This window comes from Aquimarina sp. EL_43, from assembly GCF_943422735.1.
In the GTDB taxonomy this organism is placed as follows: domain Bacteria; phylum Bacteroidota; class Bacteroidia; order Flavobacteriales; family Flavobacteriaceae; genus Aquimarina; species Aquimarina megaterium.
In genome coordinates this window covers 5,452,644-5,476,158 of record NZ_CALSBR010000001.1, presented here as the reverse complement: position 1 = coordinate 5,476,158, position 23,515 = coordinate 5,452,644, and the positions used below count along the sequence as shown (strand labels likewise).

Below are 23,515 nucleotides of genomic sequence, written 5' to 3'. Positions count from 1 at the left end.
TGACTACAGAGTATTCTATTTTTTAATAATCTCTTTTCTGTGATTAAGCCCCCAATCTATAATTTCGACTATCAAATTATCTAACGTTTTTCCGTGTTCTGTTAAGGAGTATTCAACGGTAATTGGTTTAGTATCTTTTACTGTTCGAGTGATTAGCTTATTTAATTCGAGTTCTTGTAAATCATTTGATAATTTTTTTGGAGCTATTCCATTTAAGGTTCTTTTTAACTCCATAAATCGCATAGTTCCACCTCGAAGTAATGTACCCATTATTTGTATTTTCCATTTACCAGATAGTAATTCCATAGTGTCTTTAATAGCTCTTAATTGCTGTATACATTCTTTTGATAATGGTTGTTCCTGCTGTATTTTCATTGTCAAATAATTTAATAGTTTCCTAAAGGAAATTAGTATCTTTTTGTAAATAAGTATCAAAAATAAACTATATACTTTAATTTTGCAGTGTAAAACAAAAAAATACCATATGAGTACTAAAACATTTTTAACAATTCACGGGGTGATTTATACGGTCTTCGGATTGGGGTTGTTTTTTATTCCTAACCTATTATGGCCAAATTATGGACTTGAACTAAACGATAAATACTCGGTTTTTTTATCACAACACACTACTATTTTCCTGGGAGGAATTGCAATTATTAGCCTTCTATTTAGAGATGTAGAAGAAAAGAGTGTGTATGCCAGAAAAATTTTAACGAGTTTATTGTGGACAAACATTTTGGGAGTACTTATAACACTCTATGCAATTTACACTGGTGTTTTCTACGGTTTTGGCTGGTCAGACCCTGCATTTTTTACTTTGCTATCCATACTAAGCTATGTAAAGTTGAAGCATAATCAATACAAACAATAATTAAAACTTAGGAACAATGAGTATACTAAAGATTTGGGACCTCCATTTAAAATATGATGGTCCTGTAACACAAGAGTTTATGGAAGGCAATACAAGTTTAGCAAAAAGTATTGCTGAAGAAGAAGGTATTATTTGGAAAATATGGACTCATGAAGAAGGAACGTCTCATTTTGGCTCGACTTATTTATTCAAAAATAAAGAGTATTTAATGAAGTATAGAGAAATGCATATTAAAAGACTTAATAGAATTGGTATCACCGAAATAACAGACCATATCTTTGATGTGTTAGAAGATTTAAGTAAAATTAATAACGCTCCTTTAAGTTAAAAAGTAATGAATAGTAATTTAACTTTATTATGGTTTATTTGTTTTTATGATTTATTCGGTCGGAATCGGAAGGTTGTGCATTTTTAAAAATGATAATTTATCCCAATACCCACGTTGGAATTTGATTTTTTCATCAATTACTTGAAAAAATCCACACCCTCTTAACCCCAAAGGATCTTTCCATTCCAGAATAACCCAATCTCCATCAGAAAATATATTTTCAGGAATACAAGTCATATCTGCTGTGCTGAATTCGGCAGCAAACATTTCTCTAATGGCTTTTTTTCCTTTAATCGGAGTATTAGCTACTTGATGATTAATTGCATCTGTATGATACAATTCTGCTATTTTGTCTGCATTTCCTTCGTTGAATATTTCAACCCATTTTTCTATTAATATTCGTGGTTTCATTATTTTTGTAATATGTTTTATGATACAACAATCGAGTAATCTAACGGGATAGATTTCTTCATCATATGAGTCTGAGTATCCAATATTCTTCGCTCTACAATAGGAAATACATTCTCATAGAGTTTCCAGGCCTGTTGGAAATAATTATCTGAAATATTTTTAAGTCTTATCAGATTCATTGTGTGACTGTTCGTTAAGATACATAGTTTACACAAGTTAAAGATTAGGTGTTTACACTAAATTAGTTTCTAACCTTGTTGATTGTTGTTTATGTCTTAGATTTCTTTGATCAAAGAAACCTAAAAATACATTTCTATAATAGACTTTCCAAATACCATTACCTAGCTCTTGGATTCCTACATATTTTCCTTTTAATGCTGCAGTTAAATACACCCAATAATAGGACTTCCATCTTATAGCTCCGCTCTTCGTTACTTTTAGAATTTTATACTTAGAATCATAGTCAAAATCTTTTATTTTTTCAGGGAATGGTCTACAGGAAAAATCGTGTACATCCGCTGGTGTTTTCATATCTAAAGCTTCGTGTGGTCTTATGTGATTATATTCCTTTACAAAGTGGTTTAAACGCCTTTGTTGTGCTTTTAGATCAAAGGCTGAAGGTTTGGCACAAGCCGCTTTTAAATCGCGATGCATACGTTCATGTCTACCATTTTGTTCTGGGTGTGCTGGGTCAGAAAATACAGGGATAATACCTAGTTCTATAAACCAATAAGAGAGTTGTGTAAATCGTTGTATGGCTCTTACAGATCCAAAGGGGCTTCCATTATCAGTATGTATTTGTTTTGGGATGCCGTAGGTTCTAAAAACCTTTGTGAATGCTGTCTTGGCAGCTTTTAGTGTTTCTTTGTAATGTCCTTTGGCGGCGAATAAGAATCGACTTTTAGAGTCCGCTATAGTTAGTGGATGACAGTAGATTTTATTACCCATTAAGAACTTACCTTTATAATCGGCACTCCATACTTCATTACAGTTTTTGGGGTCAAAAATAGGGTGTATAGGCTTTACTCTACGCATTCGTTTTTGAGGGGATACCAAACCGTTTTTTCGAAGAATATTATGAACCGTAACCACAGAAGGGATTTGCTCTTTTGGAAATTCTTTAAACAATAAAACCCTAATTTTCTTCGCCCCCCATAACTTATATTTTTCTTTTAACTTAAGAATACTTTCAATGATTTTTTGATCCGTTGTATTAGGATGTTTTCCAGGCTTTCTGGATAGTTCTTTTAGACCTTCAAAGCCTTGATTTTCGAATCGATGAATCAATTTATAGGCTGTTGGTCTGGAGACTCCAAAACTCTTACATAATTCTGTGATGGTATACTTTCCTGTTCGCCATTCACAGATAAATTCAATTTTTTGTTTCATAGTTGTTGTCGTTTTCCAAGGCATGATAATTTGATTTTTCCCTCAAATTATACCTTAAAAAGTGTAAACTATGTTTCTTTAACTTTGTAAAGGATGTTTGTTTAACGTACCGACTTGCTACTAACGGTTTGTGTAAGAAACGTAGTATGTAAAAAGATGCTAACTTTTTGGATTAACACAAAGCCGAATTTTTATATTTTGTTTTTTACTTCTTCCAATCTGGTAATATCTCTCACCTTACTTCCCCATTTACATAACATGTTTAAGACGGGAACTAATTGATTGCCAGCTTCAGATAAGTAATATTCTACGTGTGGAGGAATTGTTTTAAAGTCTTTTCTAATAATCAATCCATCCGTTTCCATATCACGAAGTCTTTGAGTTAGCATTTTTTCTGATATTCCCGGAATACTTTTTTTTAATTGCCCATAACGGTTTACTCCTCTATTAAGATTCCAAAGAATGTTTACTTTCCATCGTCCTGTTATTAACTCAACAGCATATGAAAGACCACATGACATTTCTAAAATTTTTTGATTCTCAAAATTTGTTGATGTTTCTTTTCTCATTACACGAACTTATTTGTATGTACCTGTGTTTTTGTGCTGTATACAAACATAAAATATATTTGTGTAATAAATAAATAAAATTATAAAAATGAAGAATTTGAAAAAAAAGAAAATGGTAGCTATAGGCTTAGCTTTATGTATAGGTTTTACTGTTTTAGCTAAAGATAAAGAGTTTAAAGTTAAAACCATGACAAGTGATAAAATAGAAAATAATATAAAAGAAGCTAATATTCTTTTAAAAGCCGGAAAAGTGATTGAAATAGCTTATGCCACTGTAGAAGGAGGTAAAGAAGCACACCTTAACAAAGAATATTTTTCTAAAATCTTACCAATTGCTGCAAAATATGAAGGAAAGATGCTTGGAAGTTTACAAGTTACAGCCGTAGTAGGAGGAGAAGTAGTCCCACAAATGGTGGCTATTTTTGAATGGCCAAATATTGAAGCGCGAGATAAGTTATTAGCAGATCGTAAAGCTCAAAAACTATTTCCTGTAAGAGATGCAATTTTAACGTCTATTAAATTAGCGTATTATACTGTAGATAAAGATGTGATGATTACTTTTAGAGAAGACAAAACATATGAATTTTTTAATGCTTGGTTAACACCAGAAGCAGAAAAATTATTGCCCGAGTATTTCAAAAAATCCGATGATGTCAAAAAAAAATATGGATCACCAGCTTTCCTAGCAAACCTAAAGCCTTTAAAGGGGTTATCGACAGCAGATTATCTTTTACAGCCTCATATGGCAGGTATTGTTGAGTGGAATAATACGAATGCTTATTACGGATTAATTGCAGACCCAGAATTTAAGAAAGTAGCACCATTATTAGTGAAATCTCTTACGAGGATTGATGGAATACATGCTAAATTTAATTTCCCACAATAATTACAAAACATAAGGATTGATACTTTAGGTTGTCAATCCTCATTTTTTATAAAAATTTAAAAAGATGAAAAAAATTATTTCAATAGGTATCGTTGCCTTATTTGCAATAAGTATAAGCGCATTTTCAACTACTAAAATAAAGAATCATAAAAAATCAGAAACAAGCATTAAAATGCCATCAGTTTTAATTAAAACACTTAATGGAGAATCTATCAATTCTCAGAATATAATTAGTAATGAAAAACCAACACTACTCATATTTTGGGCCACCTGTTGTGCTCCTTGCAAAAAGGAACTTTCTACAATCTCTAATGTTTATAAGCAATGGAAAAATGAAACTGGAATTAATATAGTAGCTATTTCTGTAGATATACCACGATATGCAAATAGAGTAGCTCCTTTTGTTAAAAACAATAAGTGGGACTTTGATGTATATTTAGATGTCGAAAGAAATTTAATGCATAAAATGAATGCTACTAGTACGCCACACTCTTTCTTAATTAGTAAAACTGGAGAAATAGTATGGGAAAAACAAGGTTTTACATCTGGAGATGAATTAGATATCATTAAAAAGATAAAAGAATTAGTTTGATGAAATCAAATACTGAATTCAAATTACCTATATCTTTAAATATATACACGTCTTATGGCTCGCAGTACTTAGTTGCTCCAATCTTGAAGCCGATCAAGATATAAATAACTTATGACAAACTCTTTATGTTCTCGGCTAGTCATTTTTTCTAATAAGTTCAAAGCGGAAACATAACTAGCTAAATTTCCGTTTGAGGAGCTGAATTTTCCGTCCTCGACAAAAGTTACTAAACTATCATTCTGTACTTTTAAATTTGGATAATCTTTTTGTAATTGTTTACCACCACCAATCCATGTTACGATTTTGTGTCCGTCTGCAATTCCAGACTTTCCGATTAGTTGAGCTCCAGCGCAATTGCTCACGATATATTTAGTTTCGTTATTTTTCTCTTTTATAAAATCCACAATTTTGTCATTATGAACCTGCGCGTACATGTCATAGGCACTCGGTATAAACAGGGCTGTTAGTTTAGGACAATTCTCGAAAGAGTAATCAGGCACAATTCTAATTCCTTCTTCTGTTATTATTGGATTTTCAGTTTCTGCTATTGTAATGACATTGAAAATTTGTTCTTTATCTATAGTCGGTTTTGCAAAAACATCAGATGTCGCAATAACTTCACCTTGAAGTACACCATTATACATTAAAAGTCCAATTGTAGGCAAATCCGTTTTGAAAGGTTTTAGGTATTTGGCCTGAGGATCTGTTTTTTTTTCGGTGTAATTTGTTTCTTGATTTTCGGCCTTAGGTTTTGATTTATCCGTATTGCAACTCATCAGTATAGTCACAAGAATTATTGTTGTTACAATTCCAATTTTTTTCATTTATCTCGGTTTTTCTTGTAGTGTTGGTAGATTACTATCTATTACTTCTTTTTTCGCTTTGTATAACGAATATTTATTAACCCAATATAGATGCTATTGTCTCTATTTTAAATTAATTTAAGGCAAAGGTATGAGGACACTAGTAGATATTTCTTAATCAAGATTAAGAAATTGAATTATTTTCCTTTGTTTATTGTTTTTTAGGATTATGAATATTGATAAAACAATGACAATTATATGACCTATTATCAATAAAGTCAATAAATAAGGATGTGTTGCGTTGCATTACTTTTAGTAATGAAAATAATCAGCAATTACCTTTTTAATTCTATAATCTTTCCGTTTCGTAATACTTTTAGTGTAAAAGAGCTATTGGGTGTTAAATTTTTGGCAAATTCCCCTAGCCTAACCAAAGCATCATCGGTAAGATCAAATTCTATAGTATCGAATGCCAAAATAATATCTCCACCTATGATTAATTTTTGACCATCTATACTAACTTCTGTATCACCTCCCTGTAAGCCCATTTTATATAAGATAGATCCAAACACAACCCGTTGTACTAGCAGTCCACTGTTTTGAGGGACATTTAGCAATCGTTTTGTTTTTCCTGTTAATGGATATGCATCTAATCCCAACCAGGGAGTTTTATTATTCATCATTAGGTTTTTGGTAATATTGGCAGTTGCTGCGAATCCAATACCTTCGAAACCACCAGATTTGGTTAGTATCTGACTTACAACACCGATAACCTCACCTTTCATATTAAACATAGGCCCACCAGAATTACCGGTGTTAATAGCCGCATCGGTTTGAATAAACTCGGAACTGGTAAATGGATTAGTACCTAATTTATTTTTTATAATTCCGCTTACATAACCAGAAGATAAAGAATGGCCGTATCCAAAAGGAGCACCTACAATAAACACCTGTTCTCCTATTTTTACTTGATCAGAATCCCCAAAAGTTACGGTAACAGCATTTCTTTTGGGAGTATCTAATTTGATTAAAGCGACATCTGCCGATTTGAATGTAGAAATCACTTTTGCAGCTATGATTTGGCCATCCAGGAACCTAACTCTCAACTGTTCTGCAGCATCAACCACATGTGCAGCAGTAATGATATCGGTTTCAGAAATCATAAAGCCAGAACCTAACCCCTCTGAAGTAACAGTTTTGGTGATACTACCGATTGATTCTAATTTTGCTTCTTGAGTAAAAATTACAACTACTGCCGGATTTACTGTTTCATAGATCTTAGAAAGATCTTGTGCAGTGCTTATGATCGTAAAAAAGAGTGTAATGATGGTTGTAATAGGCTTCATAATGTTGATTTATAAGTAAATATAACAAAAATGAAGAGGCTAAGATAGGAACTAAAGCTGTAAATCTACTTCAAAGATATTTGCAAAAAAACTAGCAGCGCAAATGATTAATGACAAGGTAGTAAAATCTAAAAAGAGAATATCAGTTATAGTTTAATTTTATTCGTTTTTACTTTTTTGATACACTAAAAATAGAAGTCGAATTCTCTTTGCCTCTTAATGTGGTTTCTTTCATCTTTTCATATTCGTACTTCGGTATTTGATGTACATATTCATGAATAGCACCAGAAATCAAGATTGCTTTATCAAAGACTTTGCATTGTTCCTGGATTCTGGCAGCAATATTTAGTGTATCCCCATGATATGCTATTTCTCTTTTTAATGTACCCACCTCGACCACAGTTACCATACCAAGGTCCGTTCCTGCTTTAAAAAAAGGGACGCAATTATAGGTAGATTGATAATAATCAGATCTTATTTTTAATTGATTGGTGTATGCGAAGAAAGCATCCAGGCAGTAATCAATAGAATGATTTTTTTTTATTTTCCAGGTCAAGACGACTTCATCACCTACGTATTGATACACTTCGGCTTTATATTTTTCGATAACCGATAAATCAAAAAAACAATCTTGTATAAATCTACTATATTTTATATGCCCTAATTTTTCGGCAATAGAGGTAGATGATTTTAGATCCAGAAACATAAATACTCTAAACTCTTCACGAGGAGTATAAAACTTTCCGGTTATTAACTTTAGCAAATTACCATTACCTAATAATTTGTTGATTTGTAAAACAATTACAATAACACTATTTGTAAGTATCGAATAGATTAAATTGACAATAATGATAGGGTTATCCAAAAAATCGATAAATAATAGGTCAGGACTTAGCCCGGTAATTCTTAGAGATATGTAAATAAACAAATAGATAATTACCATAATTAGAACATGAATAATAAGCCCTTTGAGAAGAGTGGCTCTAAAAGACATTATTTTCCTAATAGATTGATCACTAAAGTATTGTACGCTGCCAAATGTAACTCCGGCGAATAATGAAACAAAGAGTAATATGGGAAGAATAGTTAAGAATGGAAAATCAATATTTATTTTGGAGAGAAGAGGTTCGAAACTGAACCCTCTTGTTATTTCCCAGATAAGGGAAGAAGCTATCCACCCAATTGTAAATTTAGAGACAGTGCTTAGCCATTTAGGATTCATTCATATACTATTTTGATAGTATCACGAAAATACAAAAAGATTAGGTATAATTTTTAGCACTATAAAGTTCACTTCGAGATTAGTTCGTTTCACCTTCAAATTTATCCGTTTCAGTATATAATCGGTATAAAACCGTATGAATTGCAAATACATTTGTACAAAGAAACCTAAGAGATTTAGAGTATTAACTATAAAACAAATCATATGAAAACTATATACAGAATTACAGGAATTATTTTGATCCTTGTTTCATTTCTCGGTACAGATACGATTCAGGCACAAAGAAATGAAGGTAAAAGAAGCAGAGGGACTAATACACATCGTAATTATAATACCAAAGCATCTGTAGGAACGAATCATTACAGAGGAGATCGATACAGAACACAACCCATTTACAGGAATCCACATTACAGATACCCAAGACACCATAGAGTTATCAGAACATTACCCAGACACCATGTACGTGTAGTATATCGTGGTTTACCATATTTCTATTATGCTGGTATCTACTATACGGTGTATAATGATGCATATGTAACAGTATTACCTCCGGTTGGGTTTAGAATAACCGTTTTACCTGCAGGTTATACACGAGTGACGGTAGGACCTTCGATATATTACTATCACTCTGGAGTATATTATGTAGATACTAATGAATCTTCTTCTGAAGAACAAAAATATGAAGTGACCCAACCTCCTGTAGGAACACTTTTAACCACTATTCATGAAGATGCAGAAGAAGTAGTAATCGATGGTAAAATATTCTATGACTACAATAATATTTTATACAAAAGAGTGTCCACTTTTGATGGTAATACTGCTTATGAGGTAGTTCATGTACATAAAGAAAATAAATAAATATAACTTTTAAATCTTATAAAACCGATGAAAGCGATTAACAATCTAATACTAGTCTTATTACTTATAAGTAGTAGTGTGAATGCGCAAAATGCAAAAGAAGCTATCCAAAATACAAGACAAATTGCTGAAGGAAAAAGAAACCTGGAAAGAGATATTAAAGAATTGAAAGCTTTACAGCTAAAAATAGCAACATTTAAAAAAGCGTTTGCTATCCATGATCTATCAAAAACTAATATGCTGAAACAAGATATTATTACCGATATGATAAGAGAGGTAAAGCAAAGTGAGGCCAAGGCAAAACAAGCAAGAATAGAGATTGCTCAAAGCTCGGCAGAAATTAGATCAGACAGAAGAGAGATTAGAAAAGATAGAGATGACAGCAATAGAGGTAGATATGATCGACGTGATGATCAAAAAGATTTGGCAAGAGATCAAGCCAATAAACGGGATGATAAAAGAGATAGGAGGGACGACATACGTGATTTTAAAGAACAAATAGCACGGGCAGAATACCAGGCATCATTACTGAAAAAACTAAAAACATTTAACTTTTCATTTGATCCCAAAATGATAGAGAAATCAATTGCAAATAAAAAACTGATTCAGGAATTTGTACAATCTCTTAATGAAGATATTATGGCCACAAAAAGAGAACTGGCAGAAGATAATCGTGAAAGACGAGAAGATAGAAGAGAGCGTTATGACGATAGAAACGAACGTAATGAATATGATTTTGGCAAGAAAAGACGGTTGAGGTAATATGTTTAGGTATATTTTTTTATTAAAAACGCCCTTTGTTGATTTTAGCAAAGGGTGTTTTGTATGACATGTAATTTAAACCTAAAAGTAGTTTTTGATCACGAATAGAGATCATAGGTTTTAAAGAACTCTCTTTTTCATGAATACTTCAAATAGGAATATAGAAGCTTCATAGTTGATTATGGTTACTTCACTTATAAACAGCAGATAAAGACTAGAAATACGCATTAGCTTTGATTGTATAACCCGAATTGATAATCTAAAACTTAGAAAATATGAGAACGATAAGCATATACATTATAACCGGTATTTTAATAAGCTTTTTTTTAAGAACAAGTATAAAAGATGATTTAGAAATATATACTCATTTTGAAGTAACAACTGATGCATATGAAACAATAGTAAATAATATAAATGATGATATATATACAGAACCCAATATAGGCGCCCAGATATCATCAATCACTAATGAAAGTGATTTTAAAACTGAAGAATAGTAAAAAAATGTATTCCTTATGTGTAAGATCCTTAACTAACTGTTAAGGATCTTTTTATTAGATAGATATATTAAAATTATATAGTAACAAGAAACTTAAATACCTTGTTTTTGTGCTTTAAACACCTCACCCTACGATTAGGTTACTTCACTTTTGATTTTGGATGCTTCACCCAAAAAACCAATAATTCTGGCTCTATCTCGAGATACATTTGTATAAGAAAATAAAAATAAATTCTAATTATAAACAAAATAAAAAAGATAATCATGGAGACAACAAACCTAAGAGTAGTATACAATCATAAAAGAGGATATACAGCAAACACATTAACAAATAAGAATAGAACCACTCAGTTTTTGATAGCATTAGCCAAGAGATATAAAGTATGGATAAAGAGTATGTATAGTACACTAGAAGAATTCGGTACTGCAGCAGGTATGGCTATTAGAAATTAAACAAACCAGAAAAGGATTAATCACAGTATAATAAGATATAAAAGATGAAAACGATACAAGCAATTTTAGGAAATATTTCAAAAAAGATATGGAATAGCATATTACGAAATGGAGGGTATATAAATCATAAAGATTTTCTTTCTAGCTATGAGAATGATGAAAACACCTTTTTGTTCATTTAATAAAACAGCAACCTTAAAATTAATAAATCATGAAAACAATAAATAAAATATTAGGAATCACGATGGGGATGACACTCTTGTTTAGTTGTTCTGCCGTGAAAGTAACAGACTCATGGAAAGATGTAAAAACATCAGATATCAAAGAAAAAAATATTATGGTAGTTAGTAAAACAGATAACGAAGTTGTAAGAACCAGATTTGAAAAAGATATGGTATCGACTCTTAATCATAAAGGATATCAATCTGTAGAAAGTTTTGTGGTCTTTCCTGCGTCTAGATCTACAAAAGAGATGAGTAAAGATCAAGTAAAAGAAATAAAAGAAAAGTTAAAGAAAAGTGGAATAGATGTGGTAATAATGACCGTATTAAGAGATTGCCAGGAATATACAGAAACCATTACAACGGGTACTACATATCAATTAAATACTTATCCAACATTTTATAGACGAGGATATTATGGAGGGTTCTATAGGTATTATGGTACTGTATATATACAATCAGACCCAATTACGACAGTGACCTCTTTAGGGAAAAAGTACATACTAGAAACAGTGGTGTATGACCTTTCTCTACCTGAAGAAAAACAATTGCTTTCTGTGATTACAACTGTTTTAGATAACCCAGAAACCTTGAGTACCACATCTGAGGATTTTTCTAAAAAAATAGTAAAAGAGCTTATTCAATAAATAATAATTAATAATAATAGATATGAAAGTACCCAATATAATAACAATGGCCATGCTTATAGGAGGATTAATTGTATTAACCTCTGGAAAACAAAAAGTAGAAAGCTATATATCTTTTAGTAAAGAAATTAAAACAGAAACTATTCTTGAAGAGGAATTAAACAAGGAAATCGACGAATTGGTAAAAAAAGAGCTAGAACCTGTGATGAGTTTTGAAGATGTATTTGAAACAACCAAAGAAAAGCTAATAGAACCCATTGATATACACGATGTAAAGGAGGAAGAAGTGATTGTGTATGATGTAAGTGAAGGCATATATACCTCAGGATCTTGATCCGTATAGTAGTTAATCACCCCAGACCTTCACTTCGTTTGAAGAAGTCTCTAACCCCCATACAGAGGCTTCTTCTTTAATTATTGAGAACTAAATATTATGTTTCAGAAATTAGAATATTCTTTCAGCTTAATTTTCCGTAAATTTAAGAATCAAAAATTAGGAACTTTACTATTTATCTTGGGCTTAAAAAAGGTTAAATACACTGTAATTTTAAAGATAGCACTGGTTGTCTCTGTACTTGTTAACCTACCAAGGACGTTGTCATTATTTAATTTGACAGATAAATTAATAGAGTCTTTTACCGAGGTATCTATAAAAGACATTATCATACGTGTACTTTTTATTTTTATACTTTCGTTTTTAATACTTCAATTAAATGCCAATTGGAAAAATAAGTATGCAGAGTATTCTATCCTATTAAGAAGTAGTATAACAATAGTTCTTAATGCAATTATTTTTTTAGGAATTGTTCAGTTATTTTTTATTGTATATCCTTTATTTGTAGGAGAATTACTGTCTGGACCCGAGAAAGGATTGATCTATTTTATTTATTTTGTAGTCTTATTAATAACCCTTTTTATTGCTAGAATTCTTAGATATCAGATCCTTCATCAAGAAGATCTTTTAGAAAATGAAAGACTAAAACAACAAAACCTTCAAAAGGAATTAACAGCATTAAAAAATCAAATCAACCCTCATTTTCTTTTTAACTCTTTAAATTCTTTAAACTCAATTATTCGGGATAATAAAGAGGCCACAACTTTTGTAAACAAGTTATCTTTTATGTACCGATATATTTTGCAAAGCGGAGACAAGGATTTGGTTTCCTTAAAAGAAGAACTTAAATTTTTAAAGAGCTATGTTCATTTGATAAAGACTAGATATAGAGATCGATTTATGATTGATATAGCTATAGATGATATGTATTTGCAACAAGAGGTACCTCCATTAGCGTTACAATTATTGGTAGAAAATGCAGTAAAACACAATGAGATTTCAGAAGATAACCCTTTGAAAGTTAGGGTTTTTTCTAAAGGAGAAGCGATTTGTGTGGAAAACATAATAAGACCAAGAACCTCCTTTGTAGATAGTACCGGTAACGGACTAATGAATTTGGATAAGCGATATTTTTTACTGAAAAAACAACACATTAGTATTAGTAATGCTAATAATGCATTTAGAGTAACACTACCTTTAAGTTAAACCATATGAAAGTAGTACTAGTAGAAGACGAAATAGCAGCAAGTGACCATCTTACTTTTTTGCTCAACTCTATCAATTCTGATATTGAAATTTTAAAAGTATTAGACTCTGTAAAATCGGTAATTGACTATTTTTCTGAACCCAATCGGGCAGAATTAATTTTTATGGATATTCATCTTGCAGATGGAATTTCTTTTGAAATTTTTGATGAAATAAATATAAAAATCCCCATCATTTTTACAACAGCTTATGATCAATATGCTATCAAAGCATTTAAAGTAAATAGCATAGACTATTTGCTTAAACCTATAGATGAGGATGAATTAGCAGAAGCGTTGAAAAAGTTTAAAACTAAATCCGGAGAAAATGATGCTATGAATGCTCAAATGAGTGGAATGTTACAACTACTCCAAGCAAAAACAAAATCATATAAAACTACATATTTGGTGCATCAAAGAGATGAATTAATTCCTGTTAATACAGAAAGAATAGCCTATTTCTATATTGATACAGGTGTAGTTAAAGCAATCACTATCGAAAATAAAACGTATATTATAGACAAGAAACTTGAGGATATAGAAGAGGAATTAAATCCCGAGAATTTTAATAGAGTTAATCGTCAATTTATAATTCAAAAAAATGCAATCTCGAATATTAAGCATTATTTCAATGGGAAGTTGATTATAAATATAAGCCCAGTATCAAAAGAACGTATAGTTGTAAGTAAAGCCAAAGCCACAGAGTTTAAGAAATGGGTAAACTCATAGTTATAAAATCAGAGATTCTTTTAAATCAAAATTTATAAATAAGAAACGAAATTATAATAGATACACCTGCTTTAGCGCTATCAAACCCCAAAATCAAAACATTGCTGTATTCATTAGAATAGTTCTTAAAAAAACCTAAATTTATAAATCTGAAAATCTTTTTTCAGAGAATATAACATTAACCAACAAAACACAAATCATGAGAATTACTATCACCGCAATACTTTTATTAATGTTTATATCTGTATCTGCACAAACACAAAAAGAGAAAGAGCAACCTGGAGAAAAAAATAAAACAGAAATATTTACCTCTGGCGAAAAAGACAACCTACAATTTTTCTTTAAAGAACAAGTAGATAAAATGAAGCTTTCAGAAGATTTAAGCAATGACTATTATGGTATTATCCTGTATTATTCTAATAAAATGGGACGTATAGGAAATAAGGATAAAGGATATACCGAAGCAGAGAAAAAAACAAAATTTGATGCTATGGTAATCCAACTCAATGATGAGGTTAAAGAGATCCTGACCAAGGAGCAATACCAAATGCATAAAGAAAACTATGGAAAAATCATCACCAGCGTATATAACAGAAAAGGCTGGAAATAAGAATACATTAAGCTTGTAAATATGAGCTTATGTCAACTATAATTACACATCATCTTATGTATATGAAAAAACTAAAGTTAGTATTTCTACTTGTTTTCATAAACCTATTAGGGTATTCTCAAATCTCGAAAACAGTCACTATTGGTATTCTTGCAGATAAATCATCAGAAGAGACCCAGCCGTTATTAGCAAAACTACAGAATGAAATAAAATCAGTAGTGGGGCGTGATGCAACTGTTGTTTTTAAAGAGGTGTTAGAAAACAGGTTTAATGTTGCCACAGCAAAAACCAACTATCAAACACTCCTAGATACTGATACCGATCTTATTCTGGCTTTCGGAGTTGTTAATACTATTGTACTATATCAGGAAAAAAATTACCCAAAACCTACTATTGTTTTTGGATCTGTAAATGGTGATTTTTATGACTTACCAGAAGGTCAGCAAACTTCAGAGATAGATAATATAACGTACCTTATCACTCCTTTTTCATATACAAAAGATCTGGATGTCTTTAAATCACTATATGACTATAAAAAAGTAGGTATTGTAATCGATGAGGTGATTACAGATGTATTACCTGTTAAAGCATTGTTTGATGATTATTTTTCTAAAAAGGAATCTTCTTACACATTAATTTCACTTAAAGATAAGGGAAATATTGAAGCAGATTTAGATGGTGTAGATGCTGTATATATAGCAGCGGGATTTTATTTAAGTGATGATGAGTTTTCTAAATTAGTTACTACTGTTAATTTAAAAAAACTACCATCTTTCTCTGCCTATAATCAAGAGGATGTCGAGAAAGGAATTTTGGCTTCTAATCAGCCAGAAACCAATATAGATCAGTTTTTTAGGCGTATTGCTCTTAATGTAGAAGCAATAATAAATGGTACAAACCCCTCTAAGTTACCGATGTATGTAGAGTACAAAAATAAACTTTCGATAAATACCAATACAGCAAAACAGATTGGATTCCCATTGCGATATAGTCTTATAGCAAAAGCAGATTTTATAGGGGAAGAAAAAAGAGTAACGTCAGATATTTCCTATTCGATTCTTGATATTATGAAAGGAGTGGTAGAGGAAAACCTTTCACTTGATGCAGAACGAAAAAATATTGAGTTAAGCACGCAGGATGTAAAAACGGCAAAAAGCAGTTATTTACCAAATGTAACTGCCAATGCTACTGGTGTATATCTCGATCCTAAAGTAGCAGAGATTTCTAATGGTTCGAACCCAGAGTTTTCGACCTCAGGAAATATAGCTCTAGAGCAAGTGATTTATTCTGAAAGTGCAGGAGCCAATATTACGATTCAGGAAAATTTGCAAAAAGCACAACAAGAAACCTATAATGCAGCCGAATTAGACGCCATCCTTAATGCTGCTGTAGCATATTTTAATGCCTTAATTCTGAAAACTAATTTACAGATTCAGAATCAAAACCTGCAAGTAACCAAAAAGAATCTGGAGCTTGCAGATCAAAACTTTACGGCAGGTGAGTCAGGAAAATCAGATGTGTTACGTTTTAGAAGTCAGTTAGCACAAAATACTCAGAGTTTGATTGATGCAGGTAATCAAATGCAACAGGCGTTTAATGCCATAAACCAATTAATGAATAATTCTATTTCAACAGAAATTGACATTGATGATGCAGAAATTTCACAAGGGTTATTTAAGAATTATAAGTATGAAGACTTTTTAGAGATTCTTGATGATCCAAAACTAAGGCCTGCATTGATCGACTTTTTGGTTGAAGAAGCTAAGAGAAATGCTCCCGAATTAAAAAATATCAATTATAATGTTGAAGCTACCCAAAGAAACTATAGGTTAAATAATACAGGACGATTTATTCCTACGGTAGCATTGCAAGGTAAATATAGCCTTGCTATTTCAGAATCAGGGAAGGGTTCTACAGTACCTGTAGGAATCCCTACTGTACCAGACGGCACATACAATGTAGGGGTAAATGTATCACTACCTATTTTTAAGCAAAACCAACGAAATATTAATAGGCAAACTGCAAGAATTCAGGAAGATCAGTTACTGATACAAAAAGGGAATGTGGAGTTGACTATTGAAAAAAACGTAAATGATATTTTATTAGATATGATCAATCAAATTGCCAATATCGAAATATCCAAGGTTTCAGAAGAAGCTGCAAGAGAGAGCCTGGATCTCACGCAAAATGCATATGCAGAAGGAGCTGTACCACTTATTCAGTTGATTGACGCACAAACCAATTACTTACAAACACAATTAGCTAGTGCAACAGCTAATTACAATTATTTATTAACTTCTATGCAGTTAGAAAGAGCCATTGGTTATTTTTTTCTAATGAATACAGAGGCGAGTAATCAGGATTTTATTCGAAGAATTAATGAATTTATATTAAGTAGGGAATAACTATAAAACGATAACTGACTAATACACCATCAAGTATGAAACTCACTAAATACATAATACTAGCAGTACTTACATCTCTGATGTTAAATGCCTGCAAAGATAAAGAAGTCGTAAAAGAAGAAATACTGCGCCCTGTACAATTTCAAGTTGTAGGTAGTTCTGATGCCCAGAAAATCAGAACTTTTAGTGGTATTGCCAAAGCAGGTGATGAGATCGAATTAAGTTTTAGGAGTAATGGGATAATTACAGCACTAAATATCAAAGTTGGGCAGAAGGTAAATAAAGGAGATCTTATTGCGAAATTAGACAATGTACAGGCTAACCTGGCGTATGAACAATCGGTTTCTGCACTAAACAGTGCGAAGTCTGCAATGAATACCGCAAAATCTAGTTTAGACCGTATCAAGTCTTTGTATGAAAAAGGAAGTAATTCTTTGAGTGATTATGAAGCAGCAAAAAATTCATATCAAAACGCATTGGATCAATACGAGTCTGCAAAACGTAATAAAAGCATACAGCAATCACAGATTAGTTACGGATATATCAAAGCCCCGAAAGCAGGTATTATTGCAGCAAAGAATAGTCAACTTAATGAAAATGTAAGTGCTGGACAGGTAATCGCAATACTAAATGCGGGGGATCAAACTAATATTGAGGTTGGATTACCCGAAAATGTGATTAATAAAGTGCAATTAGGAATGAACCCGGAGATTTCTTTCTCTGCTCTAACAGGGAAAATTTTTAGAGGCACTATTATCGAAATTTCACCTATTGTAAATGAGGACTCTGCAACATATCCTGTAAAAATAGATATTGCCGATGCAACAGAAGATATTAAACCTGGGATGACAGCAAATGTGACTTTTAATTTTGTAGATCCTCAAAGTAAAAATGATGCGGCGCTGGTTATTCCTGTAAAATCTGTTGGTGAAGATGGTGACGGTAATTTTGTATTTCTTATTGAATCTGAAGACGGAACCACAGGAATAGCAAAGAAACATCGTATAGAAATAGGAGAACTTACAACAAGTGGTTTTAAAATCAAAAGCGGACTTACTGAAGGGCAAAAAATCGCTACAGCAGGACTACAAACCTTGTTGGATGGTCAAAAGGTAAAATTACAATAATCGATATCAAAAGAATCAACTATGAATTTTGCTAAATTTTCTATAGAGAAAAACCGGGTTGCGTTAAGTATTCTTGCGGTAGTGATGATTATGGGGATGGTATTTTATGCCTCTCTTTCTAGGGATAGTATGCCTCCTTATACCATACGTATTGCTTCTATTGTTTCTTCATTTCCCGGGGCAAGCCCAGAGCGGGTAGAAGAATTAGTAACCGATAAAATTGAAAAAATAGCTCAGGAACTTCCAGAGTTAAAAAAAGTGACAAGTACTTCGCGTACAGGACTGTCGGTAGTGAGTGTAGAATTAAAAATGGAAGTTACTCCAGAAGAGTTACAGCCTGTTTGGGATAGATTACGTCGAAAATTAGACGCTATTCAGGGATTGCCCAATAATGTAATTCCACAACTTAATGATGATGGAATAGGAGAGGTATTTGGAATTGCGGTTGGGATTACCAGTGATGGATATTCGTATGCAGCAATGAAAGAAAAAGCAGACGATCTTCGTGATGATTTGATTAAACTCGAAGATGCTGCAAAAGTAGAAATTAATGGAGCCCAGGAAGAACGCGTTTTTGTGAAATTTGACAATGCAAAACTTAAAGCATATGGGCTAACCTCAAGCAGTTTGCAAGGAATTATAAGTAGCACTAATATTTTAAATTCTGGAGGAGAAGTTAATATCGAAGAAGAGCGTATCATATTAGAACCCACGGGTAATTTTAATGCTATTGCAGATATCAGAAATATGTTGATTCCTATTGGTCAAAATGGTCAGGTAGTTACCTTAGGAGATATTACGACTATAGAAAAAGGATATATCAATCCTCCAAAACAAAAAGTACGAATTAATGGTAAAGATGCCATTTCTCTTCATATATCTTTAAAAGAAGGAAGAAATATTATCAAACTAGGAGAAGAAATAGATGTACTGTTGACCAAATGGCAAGAAAAACTTCCTGTAGGATTAGAAGTAGCCAGATTGGCATCAATTGATGAGTATATTGATCTTAAAATCAATGATTTTCTTGGGAACCTGTTACAATCTATTGCAATAGTACTTGCAGTGATGTTAATCTTTTTAGGGTTTCGTACCGGGATGGTGATTGCCAGTTTGATTCCTATTGTAACCATTACGACTTTAATGGTTATGGGGCTTATCGATGTAGGACTTAATCAAATTACCCTGGCGGCCTTAATTATGGCATTAGGGATGATGGTCGATAATGCTATTGTGGTTGCAGAATCCATTATGGTAAAAATGGAAGACGGTATCGATGTAAAAAAAGCTGCTATTGATTCTTGTGCAGAGTTATTTATGCCGCTACTAATTTCTACATTAACAACGTCGGCGGCATTTCTTGCTTTCTTTATGGCAGAATCTGTAATGGGGGATATTATGGGACCTATTTTTGTGGTTATTACCATTGCACTATTATCCTCGTGGATAATTTCCTTAAGTATCATCACTTTGTTTTGTGTGTTCTTTCTTAAAATCAAAAAGAGAGAAGATGGAAAAGCAGGGTTTTTAGACAGAATGATCAATAGTCTAAAAACTAAATATAAAGACCTTATTTTATTAGCATTATCCTGGAAAAGATCCGTTTTAATAAGTATAGTCGCTTTATTCTTTTTATCGATCTATGGGTTTACAAAACTAGCATTTGTATTTTTTCCCGATAGTGATCGTAATATGATTACAATTGATATCAATTTACCTCAAGGAACTAAAATCGAAAGCACTACAGCAACAGTATTGACCATCGAGGATTATATAACCAAAGCATTAAAAGTAACTTCAGAAAGGCCAGACGGGATCGTTGATTGGTCATCCTATATTGGCGAAGGCCCATCATCCTATGATCTTGGGTATAATGCAGATGAGCCTAATTCTAATTATGCTCATATTCTGGTAAACACCTCATCTTTTTTAGTGAATTCTGATATGGTAAAACAAATTGACGCATTTTGTTTCGATACTTTTCCTAATGCCGATATTAAAGTAGGGTTTTTAGGATCAGGAGGAGGAGGTACTCCAATTGAAATAAAAGTATCTGGTGATAATCCGGATAAACTCGCTAGTATATCAGAAGAAATAAAAGCCAAACTGTTTAGCATTACAGGAACCAAAAATATCAAGGACGATTGGGGCCCAAAGGGCAAGAAGTTTGTAATTGATATTGATCAAAACAAGGCACAAGCAGCAGGAATTACAAATCAAGATGTGGCTGTATCATTACAAACCGTTTTAGATGGTTTTCAAGCAGGAGAGTTTAGAGAAAAAGATAAATCGATTCCTATAATAATGACCAGTAATCAAGGAAAACAGCAATCACTGGCTTCTTTAGAAACATTAAATATATACGGGCAAAACTCGGGAAAAAGTGTTCCTTTATTACAGGTAGCTAATATTATTCCGCAATGGCAATATTCTAAAATCAAAAGATTAGATCTCACCCGTACTATTAACGTATCTAGTGAATTAACAGAAGATGGAAATGCTTCTGAGGTTACTAAAATTATGAAACCTTGGCTTGTCGAGGAACAATTAAAGTGGGGAGAGGAGTATACATATCAACTTGGTGGTGATGCAGAGAATAGTGCCGAGAATATGGGAGCTGTTGCTAATTATTTACCACTATCTGCATTCATTATTGTAATGCTGTTAATTATTCAGTTCAATTCTTTTAGAAAAATGACAATGATTGTTACAACAATTCCTTTAGGAGTGATCGGTATGGTGATAGGGTTATTGATATTTGGTGTTCCTTTTGGATTTATGGCATTCCTGGGTGTAATATCATTGGCCGGAATTGTAATCAATAATGCAATCGTATTGATTGATAGGATAGAGATCGAAGAAAATGAACTTCGCCGAAAACCACAAGATGCCATCATAGCAGCATGTTTACAACGTTTTAGGCCAATTTTGCTAGCAACATTTACAACAGTATTAGGATTGATACCATTATATCTGGGAGGAGGAGAAATGTGGGAACCTATGGCAGTTACCATTATGATAGGATTGCTATTTGGTACAATAATCACATTGTTATTTATTCCTGCATTTTATAGCGTGTTGTATAAAATAGAGTATAAAGAGTATACTTTTAACGAAGAACTCCTTAAATAAAGTATGATAGAAAAGTTATACCCATATCGTTTTGAGATCTTCTTTTTTAGTCAGGTCACAATTCTTTTTGGATCATTAATAGTTCCATCTGCTATATTCGAAAATATTGTATCTCCCATTTTGTTTTTGATTAACCTTTTAGCTGGTGTTTTACTACTGTCGACAAAGAAAAACCTGATGTGGTTTTTTGTAGTATTACTACTTGTTTCTGGTGTTGTTTTTGGTTCGAGCCTATTCGAAAACAGGAATGAGAAGTTTTTTAATTTTATAAGAATGATCATCTATTTTTTGTTTTATGTGGTGGTTACTTTCGAAATTATAATGCAAGTTTGGAAAGCTGAATTTGTCAATAAAAATGTGATCTTAGGCCTGATAAGTGGTTATGTCTCATTAGGACTTATTGGTTTTTTTATTTGCATAAGTATAGAAATGGCAGATCATGGTTCGTTTAAAGGATTGATGCTTGACAGTTCTAACCGTGGTGAGATGATTACAGAAGAACTAATGTATTACAGTTATATCACGATGTTAACTATTGGTTATGGGGATATAGTTCCGGTAACGAGTTTATCTAAAAAAGCAGCCATACTTATTGGATTAATTGGACAGTTTTATTTAGTGATTGTTACTGCCATTGTTGTAGGGAAATATATCAACCAGTTACACCGTAAAAAGGACTAGTTTATACAGATTGTTATACATCTTTTCCTTTTAACATCTTATTCCAATATAAATACGGTAACATGATTTTTTTGAATATGTATAACCTCCAGTGTTCTTTAGCACTATTAAAGACCAACATTCGTTTTAATTTTGGATCAGGAGTAAAATTACCATCATAATCAAATTCTGCTAATGTCATTTTTCCATACCCTGTAACCAAAGGACAAGAAGAGTACCCGTTATATGCTTTATTATTGGCTTCTTGATGTTTCATTAGTTTTAAAATATTATCAGCTACAACTGGTGCTTGTTTTCGTATGGCAGCACCAGTTTTTGCTGTAGGAAGTGCAGCCACATCTCCTAATCCAAATATGTTGGGATATGTATTATGCTGTAGTGAATGATGATCTACATCAAGCCACCCAGCATCATTCATTAAAGAAGAAGTTCTTACAAATTTTGGTGCTGCTTGTGGAGGAGCGATATGCAACATATCGAACGGAAGTTTAATAATATTATCATCTGTAGAAATTTCTCCAATTGTAGTATCTTCATTAATAACACATTTGTTTTCTTCGGGAGCTACATGTCTGAAATAGATAAACTTATTTGCTGCATCTATTTTATGAGGTGCATAGAAAGGTTTAAAATGAATACCATATCTGCCTATAACCTTCATTAAAGTTTCTCGAATGGGCTTTACTCCAAAAATAACAGAACCAGGAGTTGCAAAAACTACGTTTGATGTATGTGCAAGCCTCTTTTTTCTTAAATAATCTGCTGCCAGGTAAGCAATTTTTTGAGGAGCACCTCCACACTTAATAGGAGTTGTTGGTTGTGTAAAAATAGCATTTCCTCCTTTAAAATTTTTAAGAACTTCCCAGGTGTGTTTAGGGTTCGTATAATTACTACAAACAACACCTTTGTCTAATGCTTCCTGAAGACCTTCTATCATCGATGGTTCCATAACTAGCCCAGTTGCAACGACCAGATATTTATATGTTATATTTCCACTTGATTTTGTAGATACAGTATTATTTTCAGGATCAAAAGCAATAGCAAAATCCTTAATCCAATTTACTTTTTTAGGCATTATAGATGCCATAGACTTCGCAGTTTTTTTATAGGAATACGCTCCTGCACCTACCAAAGTCCAGGCGGGTTGATAGTAATGTGTATCAGCGGGTTCTATAATTGCAATATCTAATCGACTATCTTTTCTGAGTAGACGAGCCGCTGTCATAATTCCTGCAGTACCGCCTCCTATAACGACAATTTGATAATGTGATTTCATTTATGTCTTCTTTGTATTAGGAAATTAAAAGTACCTTCAATAATTTATTATTACGGTAACTTTGGTTACACAAACAAAAAAATCGATGGTTTTATACTTTTAATTCAACGTTTTGGTGTG

Annotated in this window: 27 protein-coding genes; 18 read left to right on the top strand and 9 right to left on the bottom strand. The window is 32.3% G+C overall.

What is annotated here, in order from left to right; all coding sequences use genetic code 11:
- Positions 1-15 precede the first annotated feature (15 nt).
- Positions 16-375, bottom strand: a complete 360-nt coding sequence (locus NNL09_RS23455; RefSeq protein ID WP_231389229.1) for a helix-turn-helix domain-containing protein — start codon at positions 373-375, stop codon at positions 16-18.
- Positions 376-484: 109 nt separating this feature from the next.
- Here NNL09_RS23455 and NNL09_RS23450 point away from each other — a divergent pair, with 109 nt between their 5' ends.
- Together NNL09_RS23450 and NNL09_RS23445 are read left to right on the top strand one after the other, a co-directional pair.
- Positions 485-871, top strand: coding sequence for a hypothetical protein (locus NNL09_RS23450; protein WP_025664198.1), 387 nt, complete (start codon positions 485-487; stop codon positions 869-871).
- Positions 872-887: 16 nt separating this feature from the next.
- On the top strand, positions 888-1,199 hold the full coding sequence (locus NNL09_RS23445) for a monooxygenase (protein ID WP_196911951.1): 312 nt from the start codon (positions 888-890) through the stop codon (positions 1,197-1,199).
- Between the two features lie 51 nt (positions 1,200-1,250).
- Here NNL09_RS23445 and NNL09_RS23440 read toward each other — a convergent pair whose 3' ends face one another.
- The 4 genes from NNL09_RS23440 to NNL09_RS23425 form a co-directional block, all read right to left on the bottom strand.
- Positions 1,251-1,610 (bottom strand): nuclear transport factor 2 family protein, encoded by a 360-nt coding sequence (locus tag NNL09_RS23440; protein WP_196911952.1) that lies wholly within the window; start codon positions 1,608-1,610, stop codon positions 1,251-1,253.
- A 17-nt stretch (positions 1,611-1,627) separates the two neighbouring features.
- On the bottom strand, positions 1,628-1,789 hold the full coding sequence (locus tag NNL09_RS23435) for a hypothetical protein (RefSeq protein ID WP_196911953.1): 162 nt from the start codon (positions 1,787-1,789) through the stop codon (positions 1,628-1,630).
- 52 nt (positions 1,790-1,841) lie between these two features.
- Entirely contained in the window at positions 1,842-2,999 is a 1,158-nt protein-coding gene (locus NNL09_RS23430) for an integrase core domain-containing protein (protein ID WP_196912086.1), read from the bottom strand.
- Positions 3,000-3,190: 191 nt separating this feature from the next.
- On the bottom strand, positions 3,191-3,520 hold the full coding sequence (locus NNL09_RS23425; RefSeq protein ID WP_051476000.1) for a helix-turn-helix domain-containing protein: 330 nt from the start codon (positions 3,518-3,520) through the stop codon (positions 3,191-3,193).
- Positions 3,521-3,656: 136 nt separating this feature from the next.
- On the opposite strand from NNL09_RS23425, the gene NNL09_RS23420 reads away from it, so the two are divergent.
- Both NNL09_RS23420 and NNL09_RS23415 read left to right on the top strand, forming a co-directional pair.
- On the top strand, positions 3,657-4,454 hold the full coding sequence (locus tag NNL09_RS23420) for a hypothetical protein (protein WP_196911747.1): 798 nt from the start codon (positions 3,657-3,659) through the stop codon (positions 4,452-4,454).
- A 64-nt stretch (positions 4,455-4,518) separates the two neighbouring features.
- Entirely contained in the window at positions 4,519-5,046 is a 528-nt protein-coding gene (locus NNL09_RS23415; RefSeq protein WP_196911748.1) for a TlpA disulfide reductase family protein, read from the top strand.
- Positions 5,047-5,114: 68 nt separating this feature from the next.
- Here the strand turns inward: NNL09_RS23415 and NNL09_RS23410 are convergent, their stop codons facing one another.
- From NNL09_RS23410 to NNL09_RS23400, 3 genes are all read right to left on the bottom strand, one after another.
- Positions 5,115-5,870 (bottom strand): DJ-1/PfpI family protein, encoded by a 756-nt coding sequence (locus NNL09_RS23410; RefSeq protein WP_025664204.1) that lies wholly within the window; start codon positions 5,868-5,870, stop codon positions 5,115-5,117.
- A 314-nt stretch (positions 5,871-6,184) separates the two neighbouring features.
- Positions 6,185-7,195, bottom strand: a complete 1,011-nt coding sequence (locus NNL09_RS23405) for a S1C family serine protease (RefSeq protein WP_196911750.1) — start codon at positions 7,193-7,195, stop codon at positions 6,185-6,187.
- Positions 7,196-7,364: 169 nt separating this feature from the next.
- Positions 7,365-8,417, bottom strand: a complete 1,053-nt coding sequence (locus NNL09_RS23400; protein WP_196911752.1) for an adenylate/guanylate cyclase domain-containing protein — start codon at positions 8,415-8,417, stop codon at positions 7,365-7,367.
- A 204-nt stretch (positions 8,418-8,621) separates the two neighbouring features.
- On the opposite strand from NNL09_RS23400, the gene NNL09_RS23395 reads away from it, so the two are divergent.
- The 14 genes from NNL09_RS23395 (at position 8,622) to NNL09_RS23330 (ending at position 22,119) form a co-directional block, all read left to right on the top strand.
- Positions 8,622-9,275 (top strand): DUF6515 family protein, encoded by a 654-nt coding sequence (locus NNL09_RS23395; protein WP_025664207.1) that lies wholly within the window; start codon positions 8,622-8,624, stop codon positions 9,273-9,275.
- A 27-nt stretch (positions 9,276-9,302) separates the two neighbouring features.
- Positions 9,303-10,037 (top strand): hypothetical protein, encoded by a 735-nt coding sequence (locus tag NNL09_RS23390; RefSeq protein WP_196911754.1) that lies wholly within the window; start codon positions 9,303-9,305, stop codon positions 10,035-10,037.
- Positions 10,038-10,312: 275 nt separating this feature from the next.
- A complete protein-coding gene (locus tag NNL09_RS23385; protein ID WP_196911755.1) occupies positions 10,313-10,534 on the top strand; it encodes a hypothetical protein in 222 nt (73 codons plus the stop codon).
- A 266-nt stretch (positions 10,535-10,800) separates the two neighbouring features.
- Entirely contained in the window at positions 10,801-10,989 is a 189-nt protein-coding gene (locus NNL09_RS23380) for a hypothetical protein (protein WP_196911756.1), read from the top strand.
- A gap of 44 nt (positions 10,990-11,033) precedes the next feature.
- Positions 11,034-11,171, top strand: coding sequence for a hypothetical protein (locus tag NNL09_RS23375; protein WP_160170057.1), 138 nt, complete (start codon positions 11,034-11,036; stop codon positions 11,169-11,171).
- Between the two features lie 29 nt (positions 11,172-11,200).
- Positions 11,201-11,857 (top strand): hypothetical protein, encoded by a 657-nt coding sequence (locus tag NNL09_RS23370; RefSeq protein ID WP_025664211.1) that lies wholly within the window; start codon positions 11,201-11,203, stop codon positions 11,855-11,857.
- Positions 11,858-11,879: 22 nt separating this feature from the next.
- Positions 11,880-12,191, top strand: coding sequence for a hypothetical protein (locus NNL09_RS23365; RefSeq protein WP_196911758.1), 312 nt, complete (start codon positions 11,880-11,882; stop codon positions 12,189-12,191).
- Positions 12,192-12,290: 99 nt separating this feature from the next.
- On the top strand, positions 12,291-13,397 hold the full coding sequence (locus tag NNL09_RS23360; RefSeq protein WP_196911760.1) for a sensor histidine kinase: 1,107 nt from the start codon (positions 12,291-12,293) through the stop codon (positions 13,395-13,397).
- Between the two features lie 5 nt (positions 13,398-13,402).
- Positions 13,403-14,164, top strand: a complete 762-nt coding sequence (locus tag NNL09_RS23355) for a LytTR family DNA-binding domain-containing protein (protein WP_196911762.1) — start codon at positions 13,403-13,405, stop codon at positions 14,162-14,164.
- Between the two features lie 199 nt (positions 14,165-14,363).
- A complete protein-coding gene (locus NNL09_RS23350) occupies positions 14,364-14,774 on the top strand; it encodes a hypothetical protein (RefSeq protein ID WP_025664216.1) in 411 nt (136 codons plus the stop codon).
- Between the two features lie 29 nt (positions 14,775-14,803).
- Complete coding sequence (locus NNL09_RS23345; protein WP_196911765.1) at positions 14,804-17,179, top strand: TolC family protein; 2,376 nt, start codon at positions 14,804-14,806, stop codon at positions 17,177-17,179.
- A gap of 35 nt (positions 17,180-17,214) precedes the next feature.
- On the top strand, positions 17,215-18,306 hold the full coding sequence (locus NNL09_RS23340; RefSeq protein WP_109097422.1) for an efflux RND transporter periplasmic adaptor subunit: 1,092 nt from the start codon (positions 17,215-17,217) through the stop codon (positions 18,304-18,306).
- A gap of 21 nt (positions 18,307-18,327) precedes the next feature.
- Positions 18,328-21,438 carry an efflux RND transporter permease subunit gene (locus tag NNL09_RS23335; RefSeq protein WP_196911767.1) on the top strand — a complete coding sequence of 1,037 codons (3,111 nt, stop codon included), beginning with the start codon at positions 18,328-18,330 and terminating at the stop codon, positions 21,436-21,438.
- Between the two features lie 3 nt (positions 21,439-21,441).
- Positions 21,442-22,119: a potassium channel family protein gene (locus NNL09_RS23330; RefSeq protein WP_196911769.1), complete on the top strand. Its 678-nt coding sequence runs from the start codon at positions 21,442-21,444 to the stop codon at positions 22,117-22,119.
- Between the two features lie 13 nt (positions 22,120-22,132).
- On the opposite strand, the gene NNL09_RS23325 is transcribed toward NNL09_RS23330, so the two are convergent.
- The gene (locus NNL09_RS23325; RefSeq protein ID WP_196911770.1) at positions 22,133-23,395 is read right to left on the bottom strand and encodes an FAD/NAD(P)-binding oxidoreductase; all 1,263 of its coding nucleotides are present in this window, start codon (positions 23,393-23,395) and stop codon (positions 22,133-22,135) included.
- Positions 23,396-23,515 lie beyond the last annotated feature (120 nt).